At 70.5% G+C, this 22,619-nt stretch carries 20 protein-coding genes; 11 read left to right on the top strand and 9 right to left on the bottom strand.

The features are described 5' to 3' along the window. Positions 1-339 precede the first annotated feature (339 nt). On the bottom strand, positions 340-1,290 hold the full coding sequence (locus tag ABZU91_RS28820; protein WP_355247069.1) for a malate dehydrogenase: 951 nt from the start codon (positions 1,288-1,290) through the stop codon (positions 340-342). 126 nt (positions 1,291-1,416) lie between these two features. After that, on the bottom strand, positions 1,417-2,277 hold the full coding sequence (locus ABZU91_RS28815) for a bifunctional methylenetetrahydrofolate dehydrogenase/methenyltetrahydrofolate cyclohydrolase (protein ID WP_355247066.1): 861 nt from the start codon (positions 2,275-2,277) through the stop codon (positions 1,417-1,419). 446 nt (positions 2,278-2,723) lie between these two features. Here ABZU91_RS28815 and ABZU91_RS28810 point away from each other — a divergent pair, with 446 nt between their 5' ends. The 5 genes from ABZU91_RS28810 to ABZU91_RS28790 all read left to right on the top strand — a co-directional run bounded on the left by ABZU91_RS28810 (position 2,724) and on the right by ABZU91_RS28790 (position 8,687). After that, positions 2,724-4,325 carry an ABC transporter substrate-binding protein gene (locus ABZU91_RS28810; RefSeq protein WP_355247063.1) on the top strand — a complete coding sequence of 534 codons (1,602 nt, stop codon included), beginning with the start codon at positions 2,724-2,726 and terminating at the stop codon, positions 4,323-4,325. Positions 4,326-4,525: 200 nt separating this feature from the next. Beyond that, entirely contained in the window at positions 4,526-5,464 is a 939-nt protein-coding gene (locus tag ABZU91_RS28805; RefSeq protein ID WP_355247061.1) for an ABC transporter permease, read from the top strand. A gap of 152 nt (positions 5,465-5,616) precedes the next feature. Continuing rightward, a complete protein-coding gene (locus tag ABZU91_RS28800) occupies positions 5,617-6,573 on the top strand; it encodes an ABC transporter permease (RefSeq protein WP_355247058.1) in 957 nt (318 codons plus the stop codon). 67 nt (positions 6,574-6,640) lie between these two features. Continuing rightward, positions 6,641-7,669 (top strand): ABC transporter ATP-binding protein, encoded by a 1,029-nt coding sequence (locus ABZU91_RS28795; RefSeq protein WP_355247055.1) that lies wholly within the window; start codon positions 6,641-6,643, stop codon positions 7,667-7,669. Then, complete coding sequence (locus ABZU91_RS28790) at positions 7,653-8,687, top strand: dipeptide ABC transporter ATP-binding protein (RefSeq protein ID WP_355247053.1); 1,035 nt, start codon at positions 7,653-7,655, stop codon at positions 8,685-8,687. The genes ABZU91_RS28795 and ABZU91_RS28790 overlap by 17 nt, the downstream gene beginning before the upstream one ends. Before the next feature lie 248 nt (positions 8,688-8,935). On the opposite strand, the gene purH is transcribed toward ABZU91_RS28790, so the two are convergent. Then, positions 8,936-10,507 carry a bifunctional phosphoribosylaminoimidazolecarboxamide formyltransferase/IMP cyclohydrolase gene (purH, locus tag ABZU91_RS28785; protein WP_355247050.1) on the bottom strand — a complete coding sequence of 524 codons (1,572 nt, stop codon included), beginning with the start codon at positions 10,505-10,507 and terminating at the stop codon, positions 8,936-8,938. Then, a complete protein-coding gene (gene purN, locus ABZU91_RS28780) occupies positions 10,504-11,124 on the bottom strand; it encodes a phosphoribosylglycinamide formyltransferase (RefSeq protein WP_355247047.1) in 621 nt (206 codons plus the stop codon). Before purN ends, purH begins: the two co-directional genes overlap by 4 nt. Before the next feature lie 184 nt (positions 11,125-11,308). Here purN and ABZU91_RS28775 point away from each other — a divergent pair, with 184 nt between their 5' ends. Together ABZU91_RS28775 and ABZU91_RS28770 are read left to right on the top strand one after the other, a co-directional pair. Further along, on the top strand, positions 11,309-11,605 hold the full coding sequence (locus ABZU91_RS28775; protein WP_355247045.1) for a CD225/dispanin family protein: 297 nt from the start codon (positions 11,309-11,311) through the stop codon (positions 11,603-11,605). Positions 11,606-11,632: 27 nt separating this feature from the next. Continuing rightward, positions 11,633-12,166, top strand: coding sequence for a DUF4190 domain-containing protein (locus ABZU91_RS28770; RefSeq protein WP_355247042.1), 534 nt, complete (start codon positions 11,633-11,635; stop codon positions 12,164-12,166). Positions 12,167-12,364: 198 nt separating this feature from the next. On the opposite strand, the gene ABZU91_RS28765 is transcribed toward ABZU91_RS28770, so the two are convergent. After that, positions 12,365-13,678, bottom strand: coding sequence for a DUF6350 family protein (locus tag ABZU91_RS28765; RefSeq protein WP_355247039.1), 1,314 nt, complete (start codon positions 13,676-13,678; stop codon positions 12,365-12,367). A 201-nt stretch (positions 13,679-13,879) separates the two neighbouring features. On the opposite strand from ABZU91_RS28765, the gene ABZU91_RS28760 reads away from it, so the two are divergent. Beyond that, entirely contained in the window at positions 13,880-14,146 is a 267-nt protein-coding gene (locus tag ABZU91_RS28760) for a DUF4190 domain-containing protein (RefSeq protein WP_355247036.1), read from the top strand. Between the two features lie 85 nt (positions 14,147-14,231). On the opposite strand, the gene sucD is transcribed toward ABZU91_RS28760, so the two are convergent. The 3 genes from sucD to ABZU91_RS28745 all read right to left on the bottom strand — a co-directional run bounded on the left by sucD (position 14,232) and on the right by ABZU91_RS28745 (position 17,151). After that, a complete protein-coding gene (gene sucD, locus ABZU91_RS28755; RefSeq protein WP_355247033.1) occupies positions 14,232-15,119 on the bottom strand; it encodes a succinate--CoA ligase subunit alpha in 888 nt (295 codons plus the stop codon). Between the two features lie 2 nt (positions 15,120-15,121). Next, positions 15,122-16,300, bottom strand: coding sequence for an ADP-forming succinate--CoA ligase subunit beta (gene sucC / locus ABZU91_RS28750; RefSeq protein WP_355247031.1), 1,179 nt, complete (start codon positions 16,298-16,300; stop codon positions 15,122-15,124). 446 nt (positions 16,301-16,746) lie between these two features. Beyond that, on the bottom strand, positions 16,747-17,151 hold the full coding sequence (locus ABZU91_RS28745; RefSeq protein ID WP_355247028.1) for a cobalamin B12-binding domain-containing protein: 405 nt from the start codon (positions 17,149-17,151) through the stop codon (positions 16,747-16,749). Positions 17,152-17,579: 428 nt separating this feature from the next. Between ABZU91_RS28745 and ABZU91_RS28740 the strand changes: the two genes are divergently transcribed. Further along, a complete protein-coding gene (locus ABZU91_RS28740; RefSeq protein WP_355247025.1) occupies positions 17,580-18,287 on the top strand; it encodes a M23 family metallopeptidase in 708 nt (235 codons plus the stop codon). 272 nt (positions 18,288-18,559) lie between these two features. Next, a complete protein-coding gene (locus ABZU91_RS28735; RefSeq protein WP_355247023.1) occupies positions 18,560-19,333 on the top strand; it encodes a M23 family metallopeptidase in 774 nt (257 codons plus the stop codon). Positions 19,334-19,461: 128 nt separating this feature from the next. Here the strand turns inward: ABZU91_RS28735 and pcrA are convergent, their stop codons facing one another. Then, complete coding sequence (pcrA, locus tag ABZU91_RS28730) at positions 19,462-21,867, bottom strand: DNA helicase PcrA (RefSeq protein ID WP_355247020.1); 2,406 nt, start codon at positions 21,865-21,867, stop codon at positions 19,462-19,464. A gap of 303 nt (positions 21,868-22,170) precedes the next feature. Here pcrA and ABZU91_RS28725 point away from each other — a divergent pair, with 303 nt between their 5' ends. Beyond that, on the top strand, positions 22,171-22,560 hold the full coding sequence (locus tag ABZU91_RS28725; RefSeq protein ID WP_355247017.1) for a chorismate mutase: 390 nt from the start codon (positions 22,171-22,173) through the stop codon (positions 22,558-22,560). Positions 22,561-22,619 lie beyond the last annotated feature (59 nt).

The raw sequence follows: 22,619 nt of genomic DNA, 5'->3' as shown, positions 1-22,619 counted from the left end.
CACCGCCCAAGCCTCGTCAGTCAGCTCACCACGACGTACCACCGGCACATCGTCAACGATCAACCACTACAAGATCGGCAGGACACGCCCTAGGCACCCCCTTCACCCCCCACCCCCCACCTCCCCCCGGACCGCCCCCGCCTCCCCCCGGACCGCCCCCGCCTCGCTCCCGTCGATCATGAAGTTATTGCCTCCGCACCCGGCGTGTCCGAGCAATAACTTCATGATCGACGCGTGTATCGGGGTGCGGGGCCGGTGGGGGTGGGGGTGGGGTGGGGTGGAGTGTGGGAAGGGCGCGCCGGCTTGGCCGGCGCGCCCTTCGTTCGTCTCGCTGGGGTACTACATGCTGGAGATGTCGCCCTGCTTCGCGCGGACGGCCTCGGCCGCCTCGAGGAGGCTGGCGCGCTCGTCGGCGTCCAGGTCCGTCTCGACGACCCGACGGACGCCCTCGGCGCCGATCTCGGCCTCGACGCCCAGGTAGACGCCGGAGATGCCGTACTCGCCGTCGACCCAGGCGCAGACCGGCATGACGTCGCCGGAGTCCTCGGCCACGGCCTTCGCCATCCGAGCGGCGGCGGCGGACGGGGCGTAGTACGCCGAACCGGTCTTGAGCAGCGCGACGACCTCGGCGCCGCCGTTGCGGGTCTTGACGACCAGCTCCTCGATCTGCTCGGCCGGCATGGCGTCACGCAGCGGCTTGCCGTTGACGGTGCTCTTCGACGGCACCGGAACCATGGTGTCGCCGTGCGAGCCGAGGGTCAGCGTGCGTACGGACGCCACGGGCACGTTCAGCGCCTCGGCGACGAAGTTGCTGAACCGGGCGGTGTCGAGCATGCCGGCCTGGCCGAGCACCCGGTTCTTGGGGAACTGGGTGGCGATCTGCGCCAGGGCGGTCATCTCGTCCAGCGGGTTGGAGACGACGATGACGACGGCGCTCGGGGCGTACTTGGCGACGTTCTCGGCGACCTGACGGACGATCTTGGCGTTGGTCTCCAGCAGGTCCATCCGGCTCATGCCCGGCTTGCGGGGCAGGCCAGCGGTGATGACGACGACGTCGGAGCCCTCGATGGCCTCGTAGCCCTCACCGTTCGGGCCGGTGGTCACGCCGAGCACCTTGGTCTCGAAGCCCTCGATGGCCCGCGACTGGTTGAGGTCGAGCGCGAGGCCCGCGGGCTTGCCCTCCACGATGTCGGTGATCACGACGGTGTCGAAGACGTCGTACTCGGCCAGGCGCTGTGCGGTGGTGGAGCCGTAGAAGCCAGCCCCGACGACAGTGACCTTCTTACCCATGGTCGTCCCACTCCCTGATACCAGTCGGTTTTCCGGACCGTATCAGTCATCCTGGCACCGAACGGGCCAGGGGCGGCGGCCATCGCCGGGATGGGGCGAACGTCACCGGCGTCACCGGCGCACGGATCAGCCGCGCTCGGCGCGCTCCACCACGTTCGTCAGCAGCATGGCGCGGGTCATCGGGCCGACACCGCCGGGCATCGGGACGAGCGCGCCGGCCGTCTCCGCCACCTCCGGGTCGACGTCCCCGGTGTAGCGGCCCTTGCCGTCGGGGCCGATCACCCGGGTGATGCCGACATCCACGACCACCGCACCCGGGTTGATCATGTCGGGAGTGAGCAGACCCGGTACGCCGGCAGCGACGATGACGATGTCGGCGGCGCGCGTGTGCGAGGCGAGGTCGAGGGTGCCGGTGTGGCACAGGGTGACCGTCGCGTTCTCGCTGCGACGGGTCAGCAGCAGCCCGAGCGGACGGCCGACGGTGTTGCCCCGGCCGACGACCGCCACGGTGGCGCCGCGCAGCGCGACGTCGTGGCGGCGGAGCAGTTCGACGATGCCGCGCGGGGTGCAGGGCAGCGGGCCGTCGTAGCCGAGGACGAGGCGGCCCAGGTTGACCGGATGCAGACCGTCGGCGTCCTTGTCCGGGTCGATCAGCTCCAGCACCCGCTGAGTGTCGAGGTGGGCGGGCAGCGGCAGCTGGACGATGTAGCCGTGGCACGCCGGGTCGGCGTTCAGCTCGGCGATCACGTCGTCGACCTGCTGCTGGGTGGCGTCGGCCGGCAGCTCCCGGCGGATCGAGGCGATGCCCACCTCGGCGCAGTCGCGGTGCTTGCCGTTGACGTACGCCTGACTTCCCGGGTCGGCCCCGACCAGGACCGTGCCGAGACCGGGGGTGATGCCGCGCTCCGCGAGAGCCTTCACCCGTGTCCGCAGCTCGTCCTTGATCTCGCCTGCGGTCGCCTTGCCGTCCAGAAGCGTCGCCGTCACGCCCAGATCGTCTCATGTCCGGTAGCCGGCGATCCCGGGACCTCGATCCGGACGGCCGTCGAGGCCCCGGTCACACCGGAATCGGTAACGAAGAGTGACGTGCACTTCATCACTATGAGTGACGTTGCGTGTATTCGATCACGGCCGAAACGGTCGACGTCCACCCGGGAGGTGGAGAGGGGACGACGCGCCGAAGGGCGATGAATCCATCTCAGCCGAGCACGAAGAGGGCCCGGCGCGTCGACGATTGCGCAGCCCAGCGCCACCTGTCCGGTTTGGGGTAGCACGTCATGCAGGGCGGCGCAAGCAAGGTGTCCTCGGACCGTTACGCGCCCGCAACCGGGCCGTTGTCGACTGCCGGTAGCCGACCTACCGTTGCCGCTTGTTGCGCAGCGTAAACCCAGCGTCGGGCCTGACTGCGCAGCGTGAGGAGATGAGGAGGCTCTATGCGAGTTCGTAGACTCGCCGCCTGGACCGCCCTCCCGCTCGCGGTGACGCTGGGCCTCGCGGCCTGCGGCAGCGGCGGAGACGGTGGATCCGGCGGCAGTGGCACCTCGGCCGTCAGCATCCAGATCGGCGAGCCGAAGCACCTGGTTCCCACCAACACCACCGAGACGTCCGGCGCGCAGGTCCTCACCGGCCTGTTCAGCCCGCTCGTCGACTACGACGCCCAGAACAAGCCGTACGAGGTCGCCGCGCAGTCGATCACCTCGTCCGACAACAAGGTCTGGACGATCAAGCTGAAGGACGGCTTCATCTTCCACAACGGTGAGAAGGTCACGTCCGAGGACTACATCAACGCGTGGAACTACGGCGCGTACGCCCCCAACGGTCAGGACAGCAACTTCTTCTTCGAGAAGATCGCTGGGTACGCCGACCTGCAGGGCAAGGAGCCGAAGGCCAAGGAGCTGTCCGGGCTGAAGAAGGTCGACGACCTGACCTTCGCCGTGACACTCTCCGAGCCGTACATCGACTTCCGCACGATGCTCGGCTACACCGCGTACTACCCGATGCCGGACGCCGCGTTCTCGGCGCCGGGCGTGCTCAAGGACTCCTACGAGCAGGCACCGATCGGGCAGGGCCCCTTCAAGATGAAGGGCACCTGGCAGCACGACAGCAAGATCGACGTCGAGCGTTACGACGCGTACCCGGGTGAGAAGCCCAAGGTCAAGGACATCGAGTTCCGGATCTACCAGCAGCTCACCGCGGCCTACGCGGACGTCCTGGCCGACAACCTGGACGTGCTGCCGACGATCCCGACCGAGAGCCTGAGCACCGCGCCGACCGACCTGGGCGACCGGTACCAGACCAGCCCGATGTCGTCGTTCCAGTTCCTGGCGTTCCCGACGTTCGACAAGGACTACGCCAAGCCGGACGTCCGCAAGGCGATCTCGATGGCGATCGACCGTGACGAGATCACCAAGTCGGTCTTCAAGGGCTCGCAGCAGTCGGCGCGCTCCTTCGTCTCGCCGGTCCTGCCGGGTTACCGGGAGAACACCACGGGCGCGGCGGGCGAGTTCAACCCGACCGAGGCCAAGAAGCTCTACCAGGCCGCCGGCGGCCCGTCCAAGATCGTCATCTCCTACAACGGCGACGGCGGTCACAAGGACTGGGTCGACGCCACGGTCAACCAGCTCAAGGCCAACCTCGGTGTCGACGCCGTCGGTGTCGCCGAGCCGAAGTTCGCCGACCTGCTGACCAAGGTCGAGAAGAAGACGCCGGTGGGCGCGTTCCGCATGGGTTGGGTCATGGACTACCCGAGCATGGAGGACTACCTCGGCCCGCTGTACAGCACGAACGGCTCGTCGAACTACTACGGCTACAGCAACCCGGAGTTCGACAAGCTCGTCAAGGAGGGTTCCGCCGCCAAGACGCAGGGCGAGGCGATCGCCAAGTACCAGCAGGCGGAGGACATCCTGGCCAAGGACATGCCGGTGATCCCGCTCCGCTTCGGCGAGAACGTGTTCGGCCACTCGTCCAAGGTCAAGAACGTGCAGATGGACCTGTTCCAGCGGGTCAACCTCGTCAAGATCGAAGCGGCCAGCTGAGCTGACCAACGGTTGCGGGCCATCCGGGCGACGACGCCCGGGTGGCCCGGACCGCGCTATCCGGCACGGGCCCGCACGCGGGCCCCGGTGTCGGTGGCGCAGGCCTCCCCCGGGCCGGACGGCACGTCTCGGATATTTCGGGTACGACCAGAGATGCCGTCCTGCGACCCTTTCGCATATTTCCGGAGAGACTGCTAAGCATGTTCCGCTACATCTTGCGGCGCCTACTCCAGATGGTCCTGGCGTTCTTCGGGACCACCCTGATCGTCTACGCGCTGATGTTCGCCGGCCAGGGCGACCCCATCCAGGCCCTCGCGGGCGAACGCCCGGTGACGCCGGCCCAACGGGCCTACCTGACGGAGAAGTACCACCTCGACGCGACGGGCGTCGGCGGTTTCTTCTACCGCTACTTCGACTACGTCAAGAGCCTGCTCCAGGGTGACCTCGGCCAGTCCCTGACCGGCCGCCAGATCGGCGACATCCTCCAGGCGGCGTGGCCGGTCACCCTCAAGCTCGCGCTCATCGCGCTCGCCGTGGCGATCATCTTCGGGGTCAGCGCGGGCGTGGTCGCCGGCATCCGCCGAGCCAGCATCTTCGACAACTCGACGCTGGTGCTGACCCTGCTCGTGCTCGGCATCCCGACCATCGTGCTGGCCCCGCTCGCCCAGTACTTCCTGGGCGTCAAGTGGCAGCTCTTCCCGCCCACCGCCGGCTCCCAGCCGACGTTCTACGCGCTGCTGCTGCCGGGCATCGTGCTCGGTTCGCTGTCGCTGGCCACCGCCCTGCGGCTGACCCGTACCTCGGTGGCCGAGAACCTGCGCGCCGACTACGTCCGGACCGCGCGGTCCAAGGGCCTGGTCAAGCGCCGCATCGTCACCGTCCACGTGCTGCGCAACTCGCTCATCCCGGTGGTCACCTTCCTCGGTGTGGAGCTGGGCAACCTGATGAGCGGCGCGATCATCACCGAGGGCGTCTTCAACATCCCCGGCGTGGGTTTCAACCTCTTCCGCGGCATCCGCACCGAGGACGGCCCCCTGGTGGTGGGCATCGTCAGCGTGCTGGTCGTGGTCTACCTGGTCTCGAACCTGGTGGTGGACGTCCTGTACGCCGTACTCGACCCGAGGATTCGCTATGAGTGAGCGCAGCGAACGAATCATCAGCGCAGCGTGCCTGGGCTCTCATGCTGGCATCGAGCGCAGCGAGGTGCCGGCATGAGTGAGCGCAGCGAACGAATCATCAGCGCAGCGTGCTTGGGCTCTCATGCTGGCATCGAGCGCAGCGAGGTGCCGGCATGAGTGACTTCGAAACGGTGGCGGCCAGCGAGAACCAGGCCGCACGGCGTGGCCCCTCGGGCGAGCCCGGCACACCCAACCAGGTCGGCGCGCCGCACAAGCCGCGCAGCCTGGCCGGTGACGCCTGGCGCGACCTGCGCCGCAACCCGATCTTCTGGATCTCGCTGGCGCTGGTCGTCGTCTTCACCCTGATGGCGCTCGCCCCCGGCGTGTTCACCGCCAACAGCCCGAACGACTGTCTGCTCTCGCGCCAGCACGCCGGGCCGTCCGGCGGGGCCATCTTCGGGTACGACTTCCAGGGCTGCGACACGTACTCCCGGGCGGTCTACGGCACGCGGGCCTCGCTGCTGGTCGGCGCGCTCGCCGCGCTCGGCACCGGCATCATCGCGCTGGTCGTCGGCATGCTGGCCGGGTACTTCGGCCGCTGGGTCGACGCCGTGCTCTCCCGGGTGATCGACGTGGTGCTCGGCATCCCGCTGCTGCTCGCGGCGATCGTCCTGCTCAAGCGGGTGTCCAGCGACAGCGAGAACGCCCGGATCGCCGCGGTGATCTTCGTGCTGGCCATCCTGGGCTGGACCACCGCCGCCCGGGTAGTGCGCTCCTCGGTGATCACCGCCAAGGAGCAGGACTACGTGGCGGCGGCCCGGATGCTCGGTGCCGGCAACGGCCGGATCATGTGGCGGCACATCCTGCCGAACTCGCTTGCCCCGGCCATCGTCGTGCTGACCATCGCGCTCGGGTCGTTCATCGCCGCCGAGGCGACGCTGTCCTTCCTGGGCATCGGCCTGAAGGCCCCGACCATCTCGTGGGGCCAGGACATCGACACCGGCCGGATCCACATGCGGGAGGCGGCGACGCCGCTGATCGTCCCGTCGGCCTTCCTCGCGCTGACCGTGCTGGCGTTCATCATGCTCGGCGACGCGATCCGTGACGCCTTCGACCCGAAGCTGCGGTGACTTCCATGCGAGCGCGAGGAGTGAGCGAAGCGAGCCCCGCAGTCGCGAGCGAAAGGCAGACACAGTCATGACCGTCGAACCCACGCCCGCCTCCGCCACTCCCGAGGGCGGCCACCTGCTGGAGCTGCGGGACCTGCACGTCGAGTTCCGGACCAACGAGGGCGTGGCCCGGGTGATCAACGGCGTGTCGTACCACCTGGACGCCGGGGAGACCCTCGCCGTCCTCGGTGAATCCGGCTCCGGCAAGTCGGTCACCGCACAGGCGATCATGGGCATCCTGGATACCCCGCCCGCGTTCGTCCGCTCCGGCCAGATCCTCTACCGGGGTCAGGACCTGCTCAGCGCCTCCGAGGAGCAGCGCCGGCAGGTCCGTGGCAAGGAGATCGCGATGATCTTCCAGGACGCGCTGTCCGCCCTGAACCCGGTGTTCCCCGTCGGCTGGCAGATCGGCGAGACGCTGCGCCAGCGCTCCGGCATGTCCCGGGGTGACGCCCGCCGCCGCGCCGTCGAGCTGATGGACCTGGTCAAGATCCCCGGCGCCGCCAAGCGGATCGGCGACTACCCGCACCAGTTCTCCGGCGGCATGCGCCAACGCGTCATGATCGCCATGGCACTGGCGCTGGACCCGAAGGTGCTGATCGCCGACGAGCCCACCACCGCGCTCGACGTCACCGTGCAGGCCCAGATCATGGACCTGCTGGCCGACCTGCGCCGGGACCTCAACATGGCCATGATCCTGATCACCCACGACCTGGGCGTGGTCGCCGGTGTCGCGGACCGGATCGCCGTCATGTACGCCGGTCGAATCGTCGAGCACGCCGACGTCCGCTCCCTCTACAAGGCGCCGGCCCACCCGTACACCAAGGGGTTGCTGGAATCGATCCCGCGCCTGGACGTCCGCGGCCAGGAACTGTCGACGATCAAGGGGTTGCCCCCGAACCTGATGCGCATCCCCTCCGGGTGCCCCTTCCACCCCCGGTGCCCGTACGTGCAGCAGGTCTGCGTGGACGTGGTGCCGCACGACCTGGTCCTCGGCGACGGCCGGACCAGCGCTTGCCACTTCGCGCAGGAGGTCCGTGATGACAGCGCCCGCTAGCTCCGCCAAGGTCCGGGGCGAGACCATCCTCTCCGTCGACAACCTGGTGAAGCACTTCCCGATCAGTCAGGGTGTGCTCTTCCAGCGGCAGATCGGCGCCGTCAAGGCCGTCGACGGCGTCAGCTTCGAGCTGCGCCGGGGCGAGACGCTCGGCGTGGTCGGCGAGTCCGGCTGCGGCAAGTCGACCCTCGCCCGGCTGCTGATGCGGCTGGAGACGCCCACGTCCGGGAGTGCCTCCCTGGAGGGTAAGGACCTCTTCAAGGCGTCCGGGTCCGAGCTGCGTCGACTGCGCCGCAACATGCAGATGGTCATGCAGGACCCGTACACGTCGCTGAACCCACGGATGACTGTCGGCGACATCATCGGCGAGCCGTTCGAGATCCACCCGGACGCCGCCCCCAAGGGCAGCAAGGCCAAGCGGGTCCAGGAGTTGCTGGACGTCGTCGGGCTGAACCCGGAGCACATCAACAGGTACCCGCACCAGTTCTCCGGCGGTCAGCGTCAGCGCATCGGCATCGCCCGGGCGCTCGCGCTGCGGCCCGAGGTGATCGTCTGCGACGAGCCCGTCTCGGCGCTGGACGTCTCCATCCAGGCCCAGGTGATCAACCTGCTGGAGCAGCTCCAGGACGAGTTCGGGCTGTCGTACATCTTCATCGCCCACGACCTGTCCGTGGTGCGGCACATCGCCGACCGGGTCGCGGTCATGTACCTCGGTCGGATCGTCGAGATCGGCACCGAGGACGAGATCTACGAGCGCGCCACCCACCCGTACACCCAGGCGCTGCTCTCGGCCGTGCCGGTGCCGGACCCGGAGGTACGCGACCAGCGCACCATGATCCGGTTGGTCGGTGACGTGCCGAGCCCGGCCGACCCACCGAGCGGCTGCCACTTCCGCACCCGCTGCTGGAAGGCCCAGGACATCTGCGCCGTCGAGGACCCGCAGACGGTCCCGAGAGCGGCCGACCCGCACCCGTCCGCCTGCCACTTCGCCGAACTACGCTCCCCCACCACAGCCTGACCCCCGCCCCACCGGCCCCCTCCCGCCTCCCGCCTCCGGCCTCCCGCCTCCCGCCTCCCGCCTCCCGCCTCCCGCCTCCCGCCTCCCGCCTCCCGCCTCCGCCGGTTGATCATGAAGTTGTTGCCCTGCACATCGGCGTGTCAGGGCAATAACTTCATGATCAACCGGCGGGAGGCCGGAGGGCCGGGAGGGCGGGAGGCCGGAGGGCCGGGAGGTCCGGGAGGGCGGGAGGGCGGGAGGTGGGTGGGTTAGTGGAAGAAGTGGCGGGTTCCCGTTAGGTACATCGTTACGTTGGCCTTCTTGGCCGCTTCGATTACCTCTTCGTCGCGGATCGAGCCGCCGGGCTGCACGATGGCGCGGACGCCGGCGTCGATGAGGATCTGCGGGCCGTCGGCGAACGGGAAGAACGCGTCCGAGGCGGCCACCGATCCGCGGGCCCGGTCGGCGCCGGCTCGGCTGACCGCGAGCTGCGCCGAGTCGACGCGGTTGACCTGACCCATGCCGACGCCGACGGTCGCGCCGTCCCTGGCGAGCAGGATCGCGTTGCTCTTGACCGCGCGGACCGCCCGCCAGGCGAACGCCAGGTCGCGCAGCAGCTCCTCGTCGGCCGCCTCGCCGGTCGCCAACCGCCAGCTCGCCGGGTCGTCGCCGGGGGCGTCCACCCGGTCGGCGACCTGGGTCAGCACGCCACCGGTCACCGGCCGCCACTCCATCTCCGCCGGGGTCCACGCGGGCGCGCGCAGCAGCCGGATGTTCTTCTTGCCCTGCAACACCTCGACCGCACCCTCGTCGAAGCCGGGGGCGACCACCACCTCGGTGAAGATGTCCGCGACCTGCCGGGCCATCTCAACCGAGACCGAGCGGTTGACCGCGATCACGCCGCCGAACGCCGACACCGGGTCGCAGGCGTGGGCCCGGCGGTGCGCCTCGGCCACGTCCGCGCCCACCGCGATGCCGCACGGGTTGGCGTGCTTGATGATCGCCACGGCCGGCTGGTCGGCGAAGTCGTTCGCGGCCCGCCAGGCGGCGTCCGCGTCGACGTAGTTGTTGTAGGACATCTCCTTGCCGTGCAACTGCTCGGCCTGAGCCAGCCCCGCCGGGGCGTCCGGGTCGGTGTAGAGCGCGGCCGGCTGGTGCGGGTTCTCGCCGTAGCGCAGCACCGTCGACTTGCGCAGCGCCGAACCCGCGAACGCCGGCCAGGAGTCGTCGGCCGGGGCCAGCTCGCGGGCGCACCACTGGGCGACGGCCACGTCGTACTCGGCGATGTCGGCGAACGCGCGGGCGGCGAGCGCGCGACGCTGGGCCAGGGTGAACCCGCCCTCGTCGAGCGCGCCCAGCAGCGCCGGATAGCCGGCCGGGTCGGTGAGCACCGCGACCGAGGCGTGGTTCTTGGCGGCGGCCCGCACCATGGCCGGACCACCGATGTCGATCTGCTCCACGCACTCCTCGACGCCCGCGCCGGAGGCGACGGTCGCCTGGAACGGGTAGAGGTTGGAGACCAGCAGGTCGAACGCGGCCACGCCCAGCTCGTCGAGCTGTGCCACGTGGGTGTCCTTGCGCAGGTCGGCGAGGAGGCCCGCGTGCACCTTCGGGTGCAGGGTCTTCACCCGGCCGTCGAGCACCTCGGGGAACCCGGTCACCGTCTCCACGGGCGTCACCGGAACCCCGGCGGCGGCGATCGTGCCCGCCGTGCTGCCCGTGGACACGATCTCCACACCGGCCGCGTGCAGGGCCTGGGCCAGCTCGACCAACCCGGTCTTGTCGTAGACGCTGACCAGCGCCCGCCGAATCGGGCGACGCCCGTCCTGAGTGGAACTCACGGAACCGTGACCTTCCTTCCGGTGATGGTCCAGCCTTCGCGGACCAGACGGCCGACCTGCTCGACGAGCTGGCGGCGCTCGGCTTCCTTGATGCGCTCGGTGAGGGTGTCCACGTCGTCGTCGTCGAGCACCGGCACCGCGACCTGCGCCACGATCGGCCCGGTGTCCATGCCGGCGTCGACGAAGAAAAGGGTGGCACCGGTGAGCTTCACGCCGTACGCGAGGGCGTCGCGCGGGCCATGGATGCCGGGGAACGCCGGCAACAAAGTGTTGTGGGTGTTCAGGTAGCGGTCGCCGAAGGCGGCGAGGAAATGCGGACCGACGAGCTTGAGGAAACCGGCGGAGATCACCAGGTCCGGTTGGTGCTTGGCGACGTGCGCGGTGAGCGCGCGGTCCCAGGCCTCCCGGCTGTCGTGGTCACGGACCCGCTCGACGAACGTCGGCACCCCGGCAGCCTCGGCCCGGTCCAGGCCCGCGATGTCGTCGCGGTCCGCGCCGACCGCCACCACCTGGGCGCCGTACGCGGGGTCGGCAGCGGCGTCCAGCAGGGCCTGGAGGTTGCTCCCGGAGCCGGAGATGAGGACGACGATGCGGGCGGCGGACGCGGGCTCGGTCACCGCAACACCCTATCGGGCAGGTCAGGAAGGCCCTTCGGCCGGGCGGCGCGCCGAATCCGTGACAGTGCTGGCGAGCATCGACCCGGTACGCTGCCGGTCGCCCGGGCTGGACACCGTGCCGGTCCGTACACCCCTGTCAGCGATCCGGCACGCCGACCGTGCCGTTGGAATGAGGAGCACCCCCATGCACCCCGGCGCCCACCCCCAGCAGCAGCCGCCGATCAACAACAACATGACGATGTCGATCGTCGCCATCTTCCTGTTCTGGCCCCTCGCCATCCCGGCGATCATCAACGCGTCGAAGGTCAACCCGCTCCTGCAGCAGGGTGACTATGCCGGTGCCCAGGCCGCCGCGGCGGAGTCGCGCAAGTGGTCGAAGTGGGCCCTCATCGTCGGCATCGCGTGGCTTGTCATCGTGCTGCTGTGCTGTGCATTGGGTGGTCTGGGCGCGATCATGAGTGGGAACAGCAGCAGCAACTGACGGAACCAGTCCAAGGAGTTCTCTCGAATGCAGCCCGGTAATCCCGGTCAGGACCCGTACGGCCAGCAGCCCAACGACCCGACCGCACCCCAGCCGCCGCACGACCCGTACGCCCCGCCGCCGGCCGCCCCGTACGGCCAGCAGCCCACCTCGGGCCAGCCGTACGGCCAGCAGCCGCAGGACCCGTACGGCGCACCCCAGGCCCCGTACGGGCAGCAGCCGCAGGCGCCGTACGGCCAGCAGCAGCCCTACGGCGCTCCGACGTACCCGAACGCCGGGTACCCGCAGGCCCAGGGGCAGAACAACACCCTCGGCCTGGTGTCGATGATCCTCGGCATCGCGTCGATCCCGCTGGTCTGCTGCCTCTACCTGGGCATCCCGGTGGGCATCGCGGGCGTGGTGACCGGTTACCTCGCCAAGCAGAAGGTCGCCCAGGGCCAGGCCAGCAACGCCGGTCAGGCCAAGGCCGGTCTGATCTGCGGCGCGGTCGGCGTCGGCCTGGGCATCCTGCTGTTCATCGTGGGCATCATCGGAAACGTGAACCTGCCGACCGAGCCCTGATCGGCAACCCACCCTGTCGGGGCGCTCCGGATTCCTCCGGGGCGCCCCGCCCCGTCCGCACCCCCGCCCCGCCCCTGCCCCCCTGCCCCCCTGCCCGCGCTTCCGGGCGGTTGATCATGAAGTTATCGCCCCTCGCCACGGCGTGTCGTGACAACAACTTCATGATCAACCAGGGCGGGGGTGGGGTGGGGTGGGGGGTTAGGGGGTGGGGCGTGGTGGGGGTGGTGCTCCGGGGGTGCGGGCCAGCACGCGGGTTGCGGCGGCACCAAGTAGCGCGCCGACCGCGACGACGCCGGTCGCCACCGCGCCAACCTGCCAGGCCACCGGCCCGAGCTGGGCCAGCCGGCCCCCGCCGAGCGGCCCGCCGGAGGCCGCGGCGGCGACGCCGAGCAGCACGCCGGCCACCGGGCCCGCCAGCGCCGCCGGCACCAACAACTCCGCCCAGCGCCGGGGGGCGCGCTCCGGCCCGGCGACGCGGGCCAGCCGGCGGGCGAGCAGCCAGCCGGCGACCATCCCGGCCAGCACCGGCACCGCGAGCAGCAGGGCACCGAGGCCGTCCACCGGGCCACGCGGCAGGCCGGCGAGCAGGGGTACGGCCGGCAGCGCGCCGACGGACACCTCACTGGTACGCACAGCCGTGTCGACGCCGACCGCGAAACCCGGCCCGAGCAGATAACTGGTCGACCAGACGGCCGCGTTCGGCGCGTACGCCATGCTGACCAGGGTTATCCCGGCCTGCCCGGCCACCCCCGTCCGGTACGCGCCGATCATGTCCGCCGCGTCGCCACCGCCGGTGGCCACGGCCAGGCCGGCCGCGCCGGCGCCCGCGCCGAGCAGCAGGAGCGCGGCCACCAGACCGGTGCGTACGCCGTCGCGCAGCGGGCCGGGTATCCGGGTGACGAGCAGTCGGGTGACGGCGGTGATCCGGATCGCGCCGACCAGCGCGCCGAGCGTGCCGAAGATCGCGAACGTGACCGCCGCGCGCACCGGGGACACCTGTGGCCCGTACGCGCGGATCAGCACGGCGGCGAGGGCGCCGAGCAGCGCGTACGCCAGACCGACCGATCCGGCCGCGACGAGCGCTCGGCGCGGTGAACGGCTGTCGCGGGCGCCGATCGCGCGGCTCACGTGCACACCGGCCCGGGTCAGTCGCCAGAGCGCGAGCACGGTCAACGCCAGCGGGGCGAGCCCGAACGAGCCGGCTTCGGTGTGCAGCGGCACGCCGTGCCCCACCAGCCAACCGGCCAGCGCGGTACGCAGGGTGCCGCCCAGCGTGGTCGAGTCCGCACCGAGCTGGACCAGGCCGAGAACGATCGCCACCGGCAGGTAGGAGGTGAGCGCGGCCCCGCCGGCGGCCACCCCGGCGGCGACGGGCAACGGCGCCCGTCCACGCGGCGACGCACCGGGGCGGGGCGCGGGCACCCGTCGGCGCGGCGCGGCGCGGTCGACCGGCCGGTCGTCGGCGCGTACGCCGCCGGTACGGCTGGGACGGTCAGGGGTGACGGGGGACATCCGCTCTACTCTGGCACGTCGCGCGGACGGTGGCAGTCCGATAACCCGCCCCGGAGGGCGGCGAGTTGGGCGAACCGGGTTCCGGACGCCCCGGTCGGGTCTAGCCTCGGCCCAGAGGGGGGTGGCCGTCGCAACCCTCGGGTCACACCCACCGGTCGCGACCCGGGGCCGTCCGCCGCCCATGACCGCCCGGAGGCATTCGTGACGACCGCATACCCGCCGCCCCCACCACCGCCTGCCAGGGGCCGGGACCGCACCACGCTCTGGGGCGTGCTGGGCATCGTCCTCGGCCTGATCTGTTGCGGCATCCTCGGCATCATCTTCGGCTACCTGTCACTGCGCGACGCGCGGCGCAACGGTCAGTCGCCGGTTCTCGGCTACCTCGCCATCGCGTTCGGCGTGATCAACATCATCGGTGGGTCGATCCTGCGCCTCACCGGCAACTACCCCTTCTGGAACAACGACTGAGCCGAGCGACCGTACGACGAAGGCCGACCGTACGACGAAGGGGCCGACCGGTTCCGGTCGACCCCTTCGCTGTTGCCCTGCCGGCTCAGTTGCCGGACATGATCTCCCGCATCAGCTTCGCGGTCTCGGTCGGCGTCTTGCCGACCTTGACGCCGACGGCTTCGAGCGCCGCCTGCTTCGCCTCGGCGGTGCCGGCCGAGCCGGAGATGATCGCGCCCGCGTGGCCCATGGTCTTGCCGGGGGGCGCGGTGAAGCCGGCGATGTAGCCCACCACCGGCTTGGTGACGTTGGCCTTGATGAACTCGGCGGCCCGCTCCTCGGCGTCGCCGCCGATCTCACCGATCATCACGATGGCGTCGGTCTCCGGGTCGGCCTCGAACGCCTTGAGGGCGTCGATGTGCGTGGTACCGATGATCGGGTCGCCACCGATGCCGACGCAGGTGGAGAAGCCGATGTCGCGCAGCTCGTACATCATCTGGTAGGTCAGCGTGCCGCTCTTGCTGACCAGGCCGATCCGGCCGGAGCCGGTGATGTCGGCCGGGATGATGCCGGCGTTGGAGGCGCCCGGCGAGGCGATGCCCGGGCAGTTCGGCCCGATGATGCGGGTCTGCTCGCCCTGCGCGAGGTTGTACGCCCAGAACGCGGCCGTGTCGTGCACCGGCACGCCCTCGGTGATCACCACGGCCAGCGGAATCGCGGCGTCGATCGCCTCGACCACGGCGGCCTTGGTGAACTGCGGCGGTACGAAGATGACGGTGACGTCGGCCCCGGTCTCGGCCATGGCGTCCGCCACGGACGCGAAGACCGGCAGCTCGGTGCCGTCGAAGTCGACCTTCTGGCCCGCCTTGCGCGGGTTGACGCCGCCCACCACGTTGGTGCCGGCGGCGAGCATCCGCCGGGTGTGCTTGGAGCCCTCGGAGCCGGTCATCCCCTGGACGATGACCTTCGAGTCCTTGGTCAGCCAGATAGCCATGATCAGACCCCCGCAGCTGCCAGCTCGGCGGCCCGCTCGGCCGCACCGTCCATGGTGTCCACCCGCTGTACGAGCGGGTTGTTCGCGCCGTCCAGGATCGCCCGGCCGGCCTCGGCGTTGTTGCCGTCGAGACGGACGACGAGCGGCTTGGTGACCTGCTCGCCGCGCTGCTCGAGCAGGGCCAGCGCCTGGATGATGCCGTTGGCGACCTCGTCGCAGGCGGTGATGCCGCCGAAGACGTTGACGAAGACGCTCTTCACGGCCGGGTCGGAGAGCACGATCTCCAGCCCGTTCGCCATCACCGCGGCGCTCGCGCCGCCGCCGATGTCGAGGAAGTTGGCCGGCTTGACGTTGCCGTGCCGCTCACCGGCGTACGCGACGACGTCGAGGGTCGACATGACCAGACCCGCGCCGTTGCCGATGATGCCGACCTCGCCGTCGAGCTTGACGTAGTTGAGGTCCTTGGCCTTGGCCGCCTGCTCCAGCGGGTCCACCGAGCCCTGGTCGACCAGGGCCTCGTGGTCCGGGTGCCGGAACGCGGCGTTCTCGTCCAGGGTGATCTTGGCGTCGAGCAGCAGCAGCCGCCCGTCGCCGTTCTTGGCGAGCGGGTTCACCTCGACCAGGGTGGCGTCCTCGGCGACGAACGCCTGCCACAGGCCGACGGCCACCTCGACGACCTGGTCGGCGACCTCGGCCGGGAAGCCGGCCGCGGTGACGATCTCCCGGGCCTTGGCCTCGTCGACACCGGTGTTCGCGTCGATCGGCGCCTTCACCACGCGGTCCGGGGTCTCGGCGGCGACCTGCTCGATGTCCATACCGCCGGCCACGCTGGCGATGCAGAGGAAGGTGCGGTTCGCCCGGTCGAGCAGGTACGAGAAGTAGTACTCCTCGGCCACGTCCGCCGTCACGGTGATCATGACCTTGTGGACGGTGTGGCCCTTGATGTCCATGCCGAGGATGTCGGTGGCCCGTGCCACCGCCTCATCCGGGCCCTCGGCAAGCTTCACGCCACCGGCCTTACCTCGGCCGCCGACCTTCACCTGCGCCTTGACGACCACTCGACCGCCGAGGCGTTCGGCGATCGCGCGGGCCTCTTCCGGGGTCGTGGCGACGCCGCCGGCAAGCACGGGCAAGCCGTGCCGCTCGAACAGGTCCCGCCCCTGGTACTCGTACAGGTCCACGATTGCGCGTCCCGTCCCGTCTCCGCGGCGCGCCGTCGCGCCGCCACCAGCGTTCAGAAAACAGTTTGACGCCTGTCATCTGTTGAAACAGGCCATTGGCGGCAGCCTAGCGAGGTGGGCACCGCCGGCAACCGAGCGGGTGCGCGGTGTGCGGTAATGCACAACTCCGTGTCGAGCGGGGCGGATTCCGGCCGCGTCGCGCGCGCCGTCAATCGTCCGGAGGATGTTGCCGGGGGTCCGTAACCCGCCCGTCGGGGCGTCGTTGAGTCAGGTGTCGGCGCGCTGAGCAGCGCAAAGACGGGATACGGCCGATGCCCTGTCGGTCGAGGGGTGGCGGCGGGGCATCGTGCATAGAGGGGCCGGACGTGTGAGGGGTGCGTCCGGCCCCTCCCCCGTGCCCAGATTCCGGCGCTCCCGGGCACGACTGCCGTCCGGAGCGGCCGCCCTCAGGCGACCGGCTGCGCCACGTTCTCGCGGACCCACTCGACGATCGCCTGGGTGGTGGCGCCCGGCGTGAAGATCTTCGCGACGCCCAGCTTCGCCAACTCCGGGATGTCGTCGTTCGGGATGATGCCGCCACCGAAGACGACGATGTCCCTGGCGTCGCGCTCGCCGAGCAGCTCCAGCACCCGGCGGAAGAGCGTCATGTGCGCGCCGGAGAGCACGGAGAGACCGACAGCGTCGGCGTCCTCCTGGATGGCCGTCTCCACGATCTGCTCGGGCGTCTGGTGCAGGCCGGTGTAGACGACCTCCATCCCGGCGTCCCGCAGGGCGCGGGCGACGACCTTCGCGCCGCGGTCGTGGCCGTCCAGACCTGGCTTCGCGACGACGACCCGAATTCGAGAGCTCATCAGCGCACACCTTTCACCGGCTCCACGGCCTTCACCTGAACGAACGGTAACCCGCCCGAGCGGGGTCGGGAAATCCGGGCCGGAAACACGTACGACATCCCGGCGGTCACGGACGCGACCCATGGCAGCCACCACCGGGCCGGCCGTGTCGTCAAGCCGGACGAGTCCGCCGGATCGGTCACGCTCGGCGACGAACGGGTGGTTACGGGGGCACCGTTCGACGGCGGAATGCATGACAATCACGGACGCAAACGGACAGATCGACACGCCAATTCGGCGGTCTGGCTTGTGACTCGCCTGGTGGTTGGCTAACGTGTCCACGGTTGTCATCAGGTCCATGGACGGGTGACGACGCGGTCGGCAGACGTTCAACTGAGCTTCACGGACGCTTACCGGCCGCCTCGGAACCCCGACAACGGAGGGTGTGCGTGCGCCAGCGCCTGTCGTCTGAGCCCGATCGATATCGCGGTCGCCGCCGCGTCCCCACGCCCCCGCGTAGCCGCTACGCGGCAGTCGTCACCACCGCCTTCGTCGGCGCAGGCATCGTCGCGCTGGGCGCCTCGGCCCTGCCGGACGCCAAGGACGTCAGCCCCTCGGTACTCGACGAGCTCAAGCAGGCGTCGATCACGAGCCAGGACGCCGCGGCCCGTGCCGACAACGCCGACCGCGCCTCCCGGGACAGCCGCACGAAGGACGCGGCCGAGCCCGAGGTCTGGATGCTGCCGCTGCAGGGCTACGACTTCAACTCCCCGTACGGAATGCGGTGGGGCAAGCTGCACACCGGTGTCGACCTGGTCGTCCCCGAGGGCACGCCGTACGTGGCGGTCCACGACGGCCTGGTCACCAAGGCCGGCTGGTTCGGCGGCTACGGCTACACGGTGATCGTGCAGCACGCCGACGGCAGCGAGGCCATCTACGGCCACTCCTCCGCGGTCAGCGTCAAGGAGGGCCAGCAGGTCAAGGCGGGCGACCAACTCGGCCTCGTGGGCCAGACCGGTCACGCGTACGGCACGCACCTGCACCTCGAGCTGCATGTCAAGGGCGCGCCGATCGACCCCGTTCCGTACCTGCAGGAGCGCGGAGTGGACATCAAGCTGCAAGTAGAGGCAATCTACAGCGAGGTAGCCGCGTCCTGACGCTGCGTACTGACCGTTGGCCGCCCGGATCTGTCGATCCGGGCGGTTTTGCTTGCGCCGACCCCCGGCGATGTCTCCTGGGTCACAGCAGCGACTGTGGCCCAGCACACAGGCCGACATGATCGCTTTTGCGGGCAGAACGGTCCAGACAGGTGCGTAACGGTCCGGATTGCCCGGAGCTGGCGAGCGGGTCGTCCGGTCCCGGCGGTCACCCCGAGAGGCCCGGCACCAGTATTTCGAGGTCAAGTGCCCCTCGACTGTGAAGGCCCGCCGTGCAGGAAGACAGCCCCGTCCAGAACGAGAACACCCCCGACACCACCGACGAGCAGCCTCGGCGCGCCCGCCGGCGGAACCGCCTCATCGTGCTCGGCGCGGCCGGTCTGGTCGCCCTCGGGCTGGGCGGCGTCGCCGTCGCCACCACCGGACCCGACCGGCCCGCGCCCACCACCGTCTCGCTCGACGCGCAGTCCCGGGCCGAGGCCGCCAGTCGGGCCGACCGCTCGGCCCGCGAGTCGAGCCCGCCGGCCTCCCCGTCCGCCAGCCCGACCGTAAGCCCGTCGACGCCCAGCGCCAGCCCGTCGCCGACGAAGACCGCCACCGCCAAGCCAAAACCGAAGCCGAAGCCGAAGAAGACCGTCAAGCCGACGGCCGCCTGGGTCGACCCGATGCCGGGCGCGTCGGTCACCTCCTGCTTCGGCCAGCGCTGGGGCACCCTGCACGCCGGTATCGACCTGGCCCTGCCCTCCGGCACTCCGATCCGCGCCGCGGCGGCCGGTACGGTCACCCAGGCCGGCGACGCCGCCGACGGGTACGGGAACTCCGTCTTCATCGACCACGGCAACGGCTACCTGACCCACTACGCCCACCAGAGCCGCATCGCGGTCACCGTCGGGCAGAAGGTCAAGGCGGGCCAGGTGATCGGGTACGAGGGCGCGACGGGCGACGTCACAGGCCCGCACCTGCACTTCGAGGTGCACCAGGGCATGTGGAACCAGATCGACCCCGCCCCGTTCATGCGTACCCGAGGCGTAGACCTGGGCTGCTAACCCCCACCCCACCCCCACCCGCGCCGATCTTGCACTTTCTGCGGCGACATAAAGGGCAGGAGCCCCCATGTCGACAACCGAAAGTGCAAGATCGACGCGGTCGGTGGGGTGGGGTGGGGTGGGGTGGGTTAGAGCTTGTCTACTGGGGCGTGGCGTAGCACCAGCCACATGGTCTGGTCGCCGAAGTCGATCTGTGCGCGGGCACCCGGGCCGTGGCCCTCGACGGCGAGCACCCGGCCCAGGCCGTAGCGCTGGTGGTTGACCCGATCGCCGGCCGCGACCTTCGGCCCCTGCGGCAACTCGCTGGCCGTGGTCAGGCGACTGCCGTCCACGCCGAGCCGCTGGGCGAGCTGGGCCGCCTTCGGCGTACCCCCGGTGAAGGTGCCGCGCCCGCCGGGCGCGCGGTCCGCGCGGCCACCGACGCCGCCTCCCCCGCCGGCCCACGAGGTGTACGACCCCTCGGTGCGCTCCCAGCGCACCAGCTCCGGCGGCAGCTCCTCCAGGAAGCGCGACGGCGGGTTGTAGGACGGCTGCCCCCACGCGGAGCGGGTGACCGCCCGGGACAGGTAGAGGCGCTGCCGGGCACGGGTGATCCCCACGTACGCCAGTCGGCGCTCCTCCTCCAACTCGCGGGTGTCGCCGAGCGAGCGCAGGTGCGGGAAGACGCCGTCCTCGAGCCCGGTCAGGAAGACCACCGGGAATTCCAGGCCCTTGGCGGTGTGCAATGTCATCAGGGTGACGACACCCTGGTGGTCGGGGTCGTCGGAGGGGATCTGGTCGGCGTCGGCCACCAGCGCGACCTGCTCCAGGAACCCGGCCAGGGTGGCCCGGTCCCCGTCCTCGCCCAGGGCCTCGATCCGCTCGGTGTATTCCCGGGCAACGCTGACCAGCTCCTGGAGGTTGTCGACCCGACCGGCGTCCTGCGGGTCGAGGCTCTCCTCCAGCTCGGTGAGGTAGCCCGAGCGGGTCAGCAGGGCCTCCAGCACCTCCTCCGGGGTGCCGGTCTCGGCCAGTTCCCGCGCGCCGTCGAGCAGCGCCACGAAGTCGCCGATGCCGTTCGCCGCCCGGGTGGAGATGCCGGGCGCCTCCCGGGCCCGGCGCAGCGCCGCGCCGAAGGAGATCCGGTCGCGGCTGGACAGCGCCTCGACGCAGGCCTCCGCGCGGTCGCCGATCCCCCGGCGCGGGGTGTTCAGCACCCGCCGCAGGCTCACGGTGTCGTCGTCGTTGACCACCGAGCGCAGGTACGCCAGAGCGTCGCGGACCTCCTTGCGCTCGTAGAAGCGCACCCCGCCGACCACCTTGTACGGCAGGCCGGCGCGGATGAACACCTCCTCGAAGACGCGGGACTGGGCGTTGGTGCGGTAGAACACCGCGACGTCACCGGGTCGGGTCTCGTCGGCGTCGACCAGCCGGTCGATCTCCCGGCCCACCCAGTCCGCCTCGGAGTGCTCGGTGTCCGCCACGTAGCCGACGATCCGCTCGCCGTCGCCGGCCTCGCTCCACAGCCGCTTCGGCTTGCGGGAGGTGTTACGGTCGATCACCGCGTTGGCCGCGTTGAGGATGGTCTGCGTGGAGCGGTAGTTCTGTTCCAGCAGGATCGTCCGCGCGTCGGTGAAGTCCCGCTCGAACTCCAGGATGTTGCGGATCGTCGCGCCCCGGAACGCGTAGATCGACTGGTCGGCGTCACCGACCACGCACAGCTCGGCCGGGTCCAGCCCGTCGGTGCCGGAGACCAGCTCCTTGATCAGGACGTACTGGGCGTGGTTGGTGTCCTGGTACTCGTCCACCAGCACGTGCCGGAACCGCCGCCGGTAGCTCTCCGCCACGTGCGGGTGGGACTGGAGCAGGTGCACCGTCGTCATGATCAGGTCATCGAAGTCCAGCGCGTGCGCCTCGCGCAGCCGGCGCTGGTAGAGCGTGTACGCCTCGGCGAGCGCCCGCTCGTTCGGCCCACTGGCCCGCGCGGCGAACTGCTCCGGGTCGACCAGCTCGTTCTTGAGGTTGGAGACCTGGGCGGCCAGCCCACGGGCCGGGTAGCGCTTCGGGTCGAGATCCAGCTCACGGGTGACCAACTGCATCAGCCGGCGCGAGTCGTCCGCGTCGTAGATCGAGAACGTCGACTTGAGGCCGGCGTGCTCGTGCTCGGCGCGCAGGATGCGGACGCACGCCGAGTGGAACGTCGACACCCACATCAGGCGGGCTCGCGGGCCGACCAGCGCGGCCACGCGCTCCTTCATCTCGCCGGCCGCCTTGTTGGTGAACGTGATGGCGATGATCTCGCCGGGGTGGACGTCCCGTGCGGCGAGCAGGTACGCGATCCGGTGGGTGAGCACCCGGGTCTTGCCGGATCCCGCGCCGGCGACGATCAGCAACGGGGAGCCGGCGTGGCTGACCGCGTCGCGCTGCGGCCCGTTCAACCCGTCGAGGAGCTGCCGCGGATCGAGGCGCGCGAAGGCCGACCCGGGGCGGTTCGGACGGGCCGGCGCGGACTCCGGCGCGGGCGGGGACGCGGGGATGTCGAAGAGAGGATGCATCGCCCGACAAGTCTATGCCGCCAGTAGGACACTTCCCGACCGGTGCTGACCCGCCCGTCGCGTCGCCTGCGACCGGGACACGACTCGAGGATCAGCGGCGAATCCTTGCGGAGCGGAGACCGACGTGGGCATACTCGACGGCGTGATCGCTGCGCGCTACTACTTTTACTACGGCACCGGGAGTCCGGCTGCCGTAGGTCGCGCCTGATCGATCAGACCTGCGAAAAGCCCCGGGCTCCTGGAGTCCGGGGCTTTTTCGTCCCGGGTTGCGGGCAGGGGGCACCACAGCGCGAGAGGTACCCGATGATGACAGACGTGGTGGAGCAGAACGGTGGCCCGGCGCAGCCGGACCCGACACAGCCCTCGGCCGACGGCGGCGTGTCGGGGGCGGCGCCTCCGGTGGAAACCGGCGACCCGACCGATGCGCGCACCGGCACCGTGGAGCCGAACGCCGCCGCCCGGATCGTGCAGATCAGGGAGCGGATCGACGAGATCGACCACGCGTTGATCACGCTCTGGCAGGAGCGGGCCGCGCTGTCGCGGGAGGTCGGCGCGACGCGGATGGCCTCTGGCGGCACACGCCTGGTGCTCTCCCGGGAGCGGGACATCCTGGAACGATTCCGGCTCGCCCTCGGCGCCGACGGCACCCAACTGGCGCTCCTGCTGCTGCGAGCGGGCCGCGGCCCGCTCTGAGGGAACTTCCGGTGGGCCACCGGCACTTCCGGGGCCCACCGGCCACGCCAGCGGGCGAC

Origin of the sequence: Micromonospora sp. NPDC005174, assembly GCF_040608495.1 — a bacterium.
Classification (GTDB): Bacteria; Actinomycetota; Actinomycetes; order Mycobacteriales; family Micromonosporaceae; genus Micromonospora.
Note: the sequence above shows the minus strand (reverse complement) of the source record. Positions and strands in the feature narration are given on the sequence as shown.

Coding starts and splice junctions, on each gene's coding strand:
- ABZU91_RS28770 (WP_355247042.1), top strand. CDS start 11,633: ATGCAGCCCGGTAATCCCGGTCAGGACCCGTACGGCCAGCAGCCCAAC.
- ABZU91_RS28805 (WP_355247061.1), top strand. CDS start 4,526: ATGTTCCGCTACATCTTGCGGCGCCTACTCCAGATGGTCCTGGCGTTC.
- ABZU91_RS28800 (WP_355247058.1), top strand. CDS start 5,617: ATGAGTGACTTCGAAACGGTGGCGGCCAGCGAGAACCAGGCCGCACGG.
- ABZU91_RS28725 (WP_355247017.1), top strand. CDS start 22,171: ATGATGACAGACGTGGTGGAGCAGAACGGTGGCCCGGCGCAGCCGGAC.
- ABZU91_RS28795 (WP_355247055.1), top strand. CDS start 6,641: ATGACCGTCGAACCCACGCCCGCCTCCGCCACTCCCGAGGGCGGCCAC.
- ABZU91_RS28775 (WP_355247045.1), top strand. CDS start 11,309: ATGCACCCCGGCGCCCACCCCCAGCAGCAGCCGCCGATCAACAACAAC.
- sucD (WP_355247033.1), bottom strand. CDS start 15,119: ATGGCTATCTGGCTGACCAAGGACTCGAAGGTCATCGTCCAGGGGATG.
- ABZU91_RS28820 (WP_355247069.1), bottom strand. CDS start 1,290: ATGGGTAAGAAGGTCACTGTCGTCGGGGCTGGCTTCTACGGCTCCACC.
- ABZU91_RS28810 (WP_355247063.1), top strand. CDS start 2,724: ATGCGAGTTCGTAGACTCGCCGCCTGGACCGCCCTCCCGCTCGCGGTG.
- ABZU91_RS28765 (WP_355247039.1), bottom strand. CDS start 13,678: ATGTCCCCCGTCACCCCTGACCGTCCCAGCCGTACCGGCGGCGTACGC.
- pcrA (WP_355247020.1), bottom strand. CDS start 21,867: ATGCATCCTCTCTTCGACATCCCCGCGTCCCCGCCCGCGCCGGAGTCC.
- ABZU91_RS28790 (WP_355247053.1), top strand. CDS start 7,653: ATGACAGCGCCCGCTAGCTCCGCCAAGGTCCGGGGCGAGACCATCCTC.
- ABZU91_RS28745 (WP_355247028.1), bottom strand. CDS start 17,151: ATGAGCTCTCGAATTCGGGTCGTCGTCGCGAAGCCAGGTCTGGACGGC.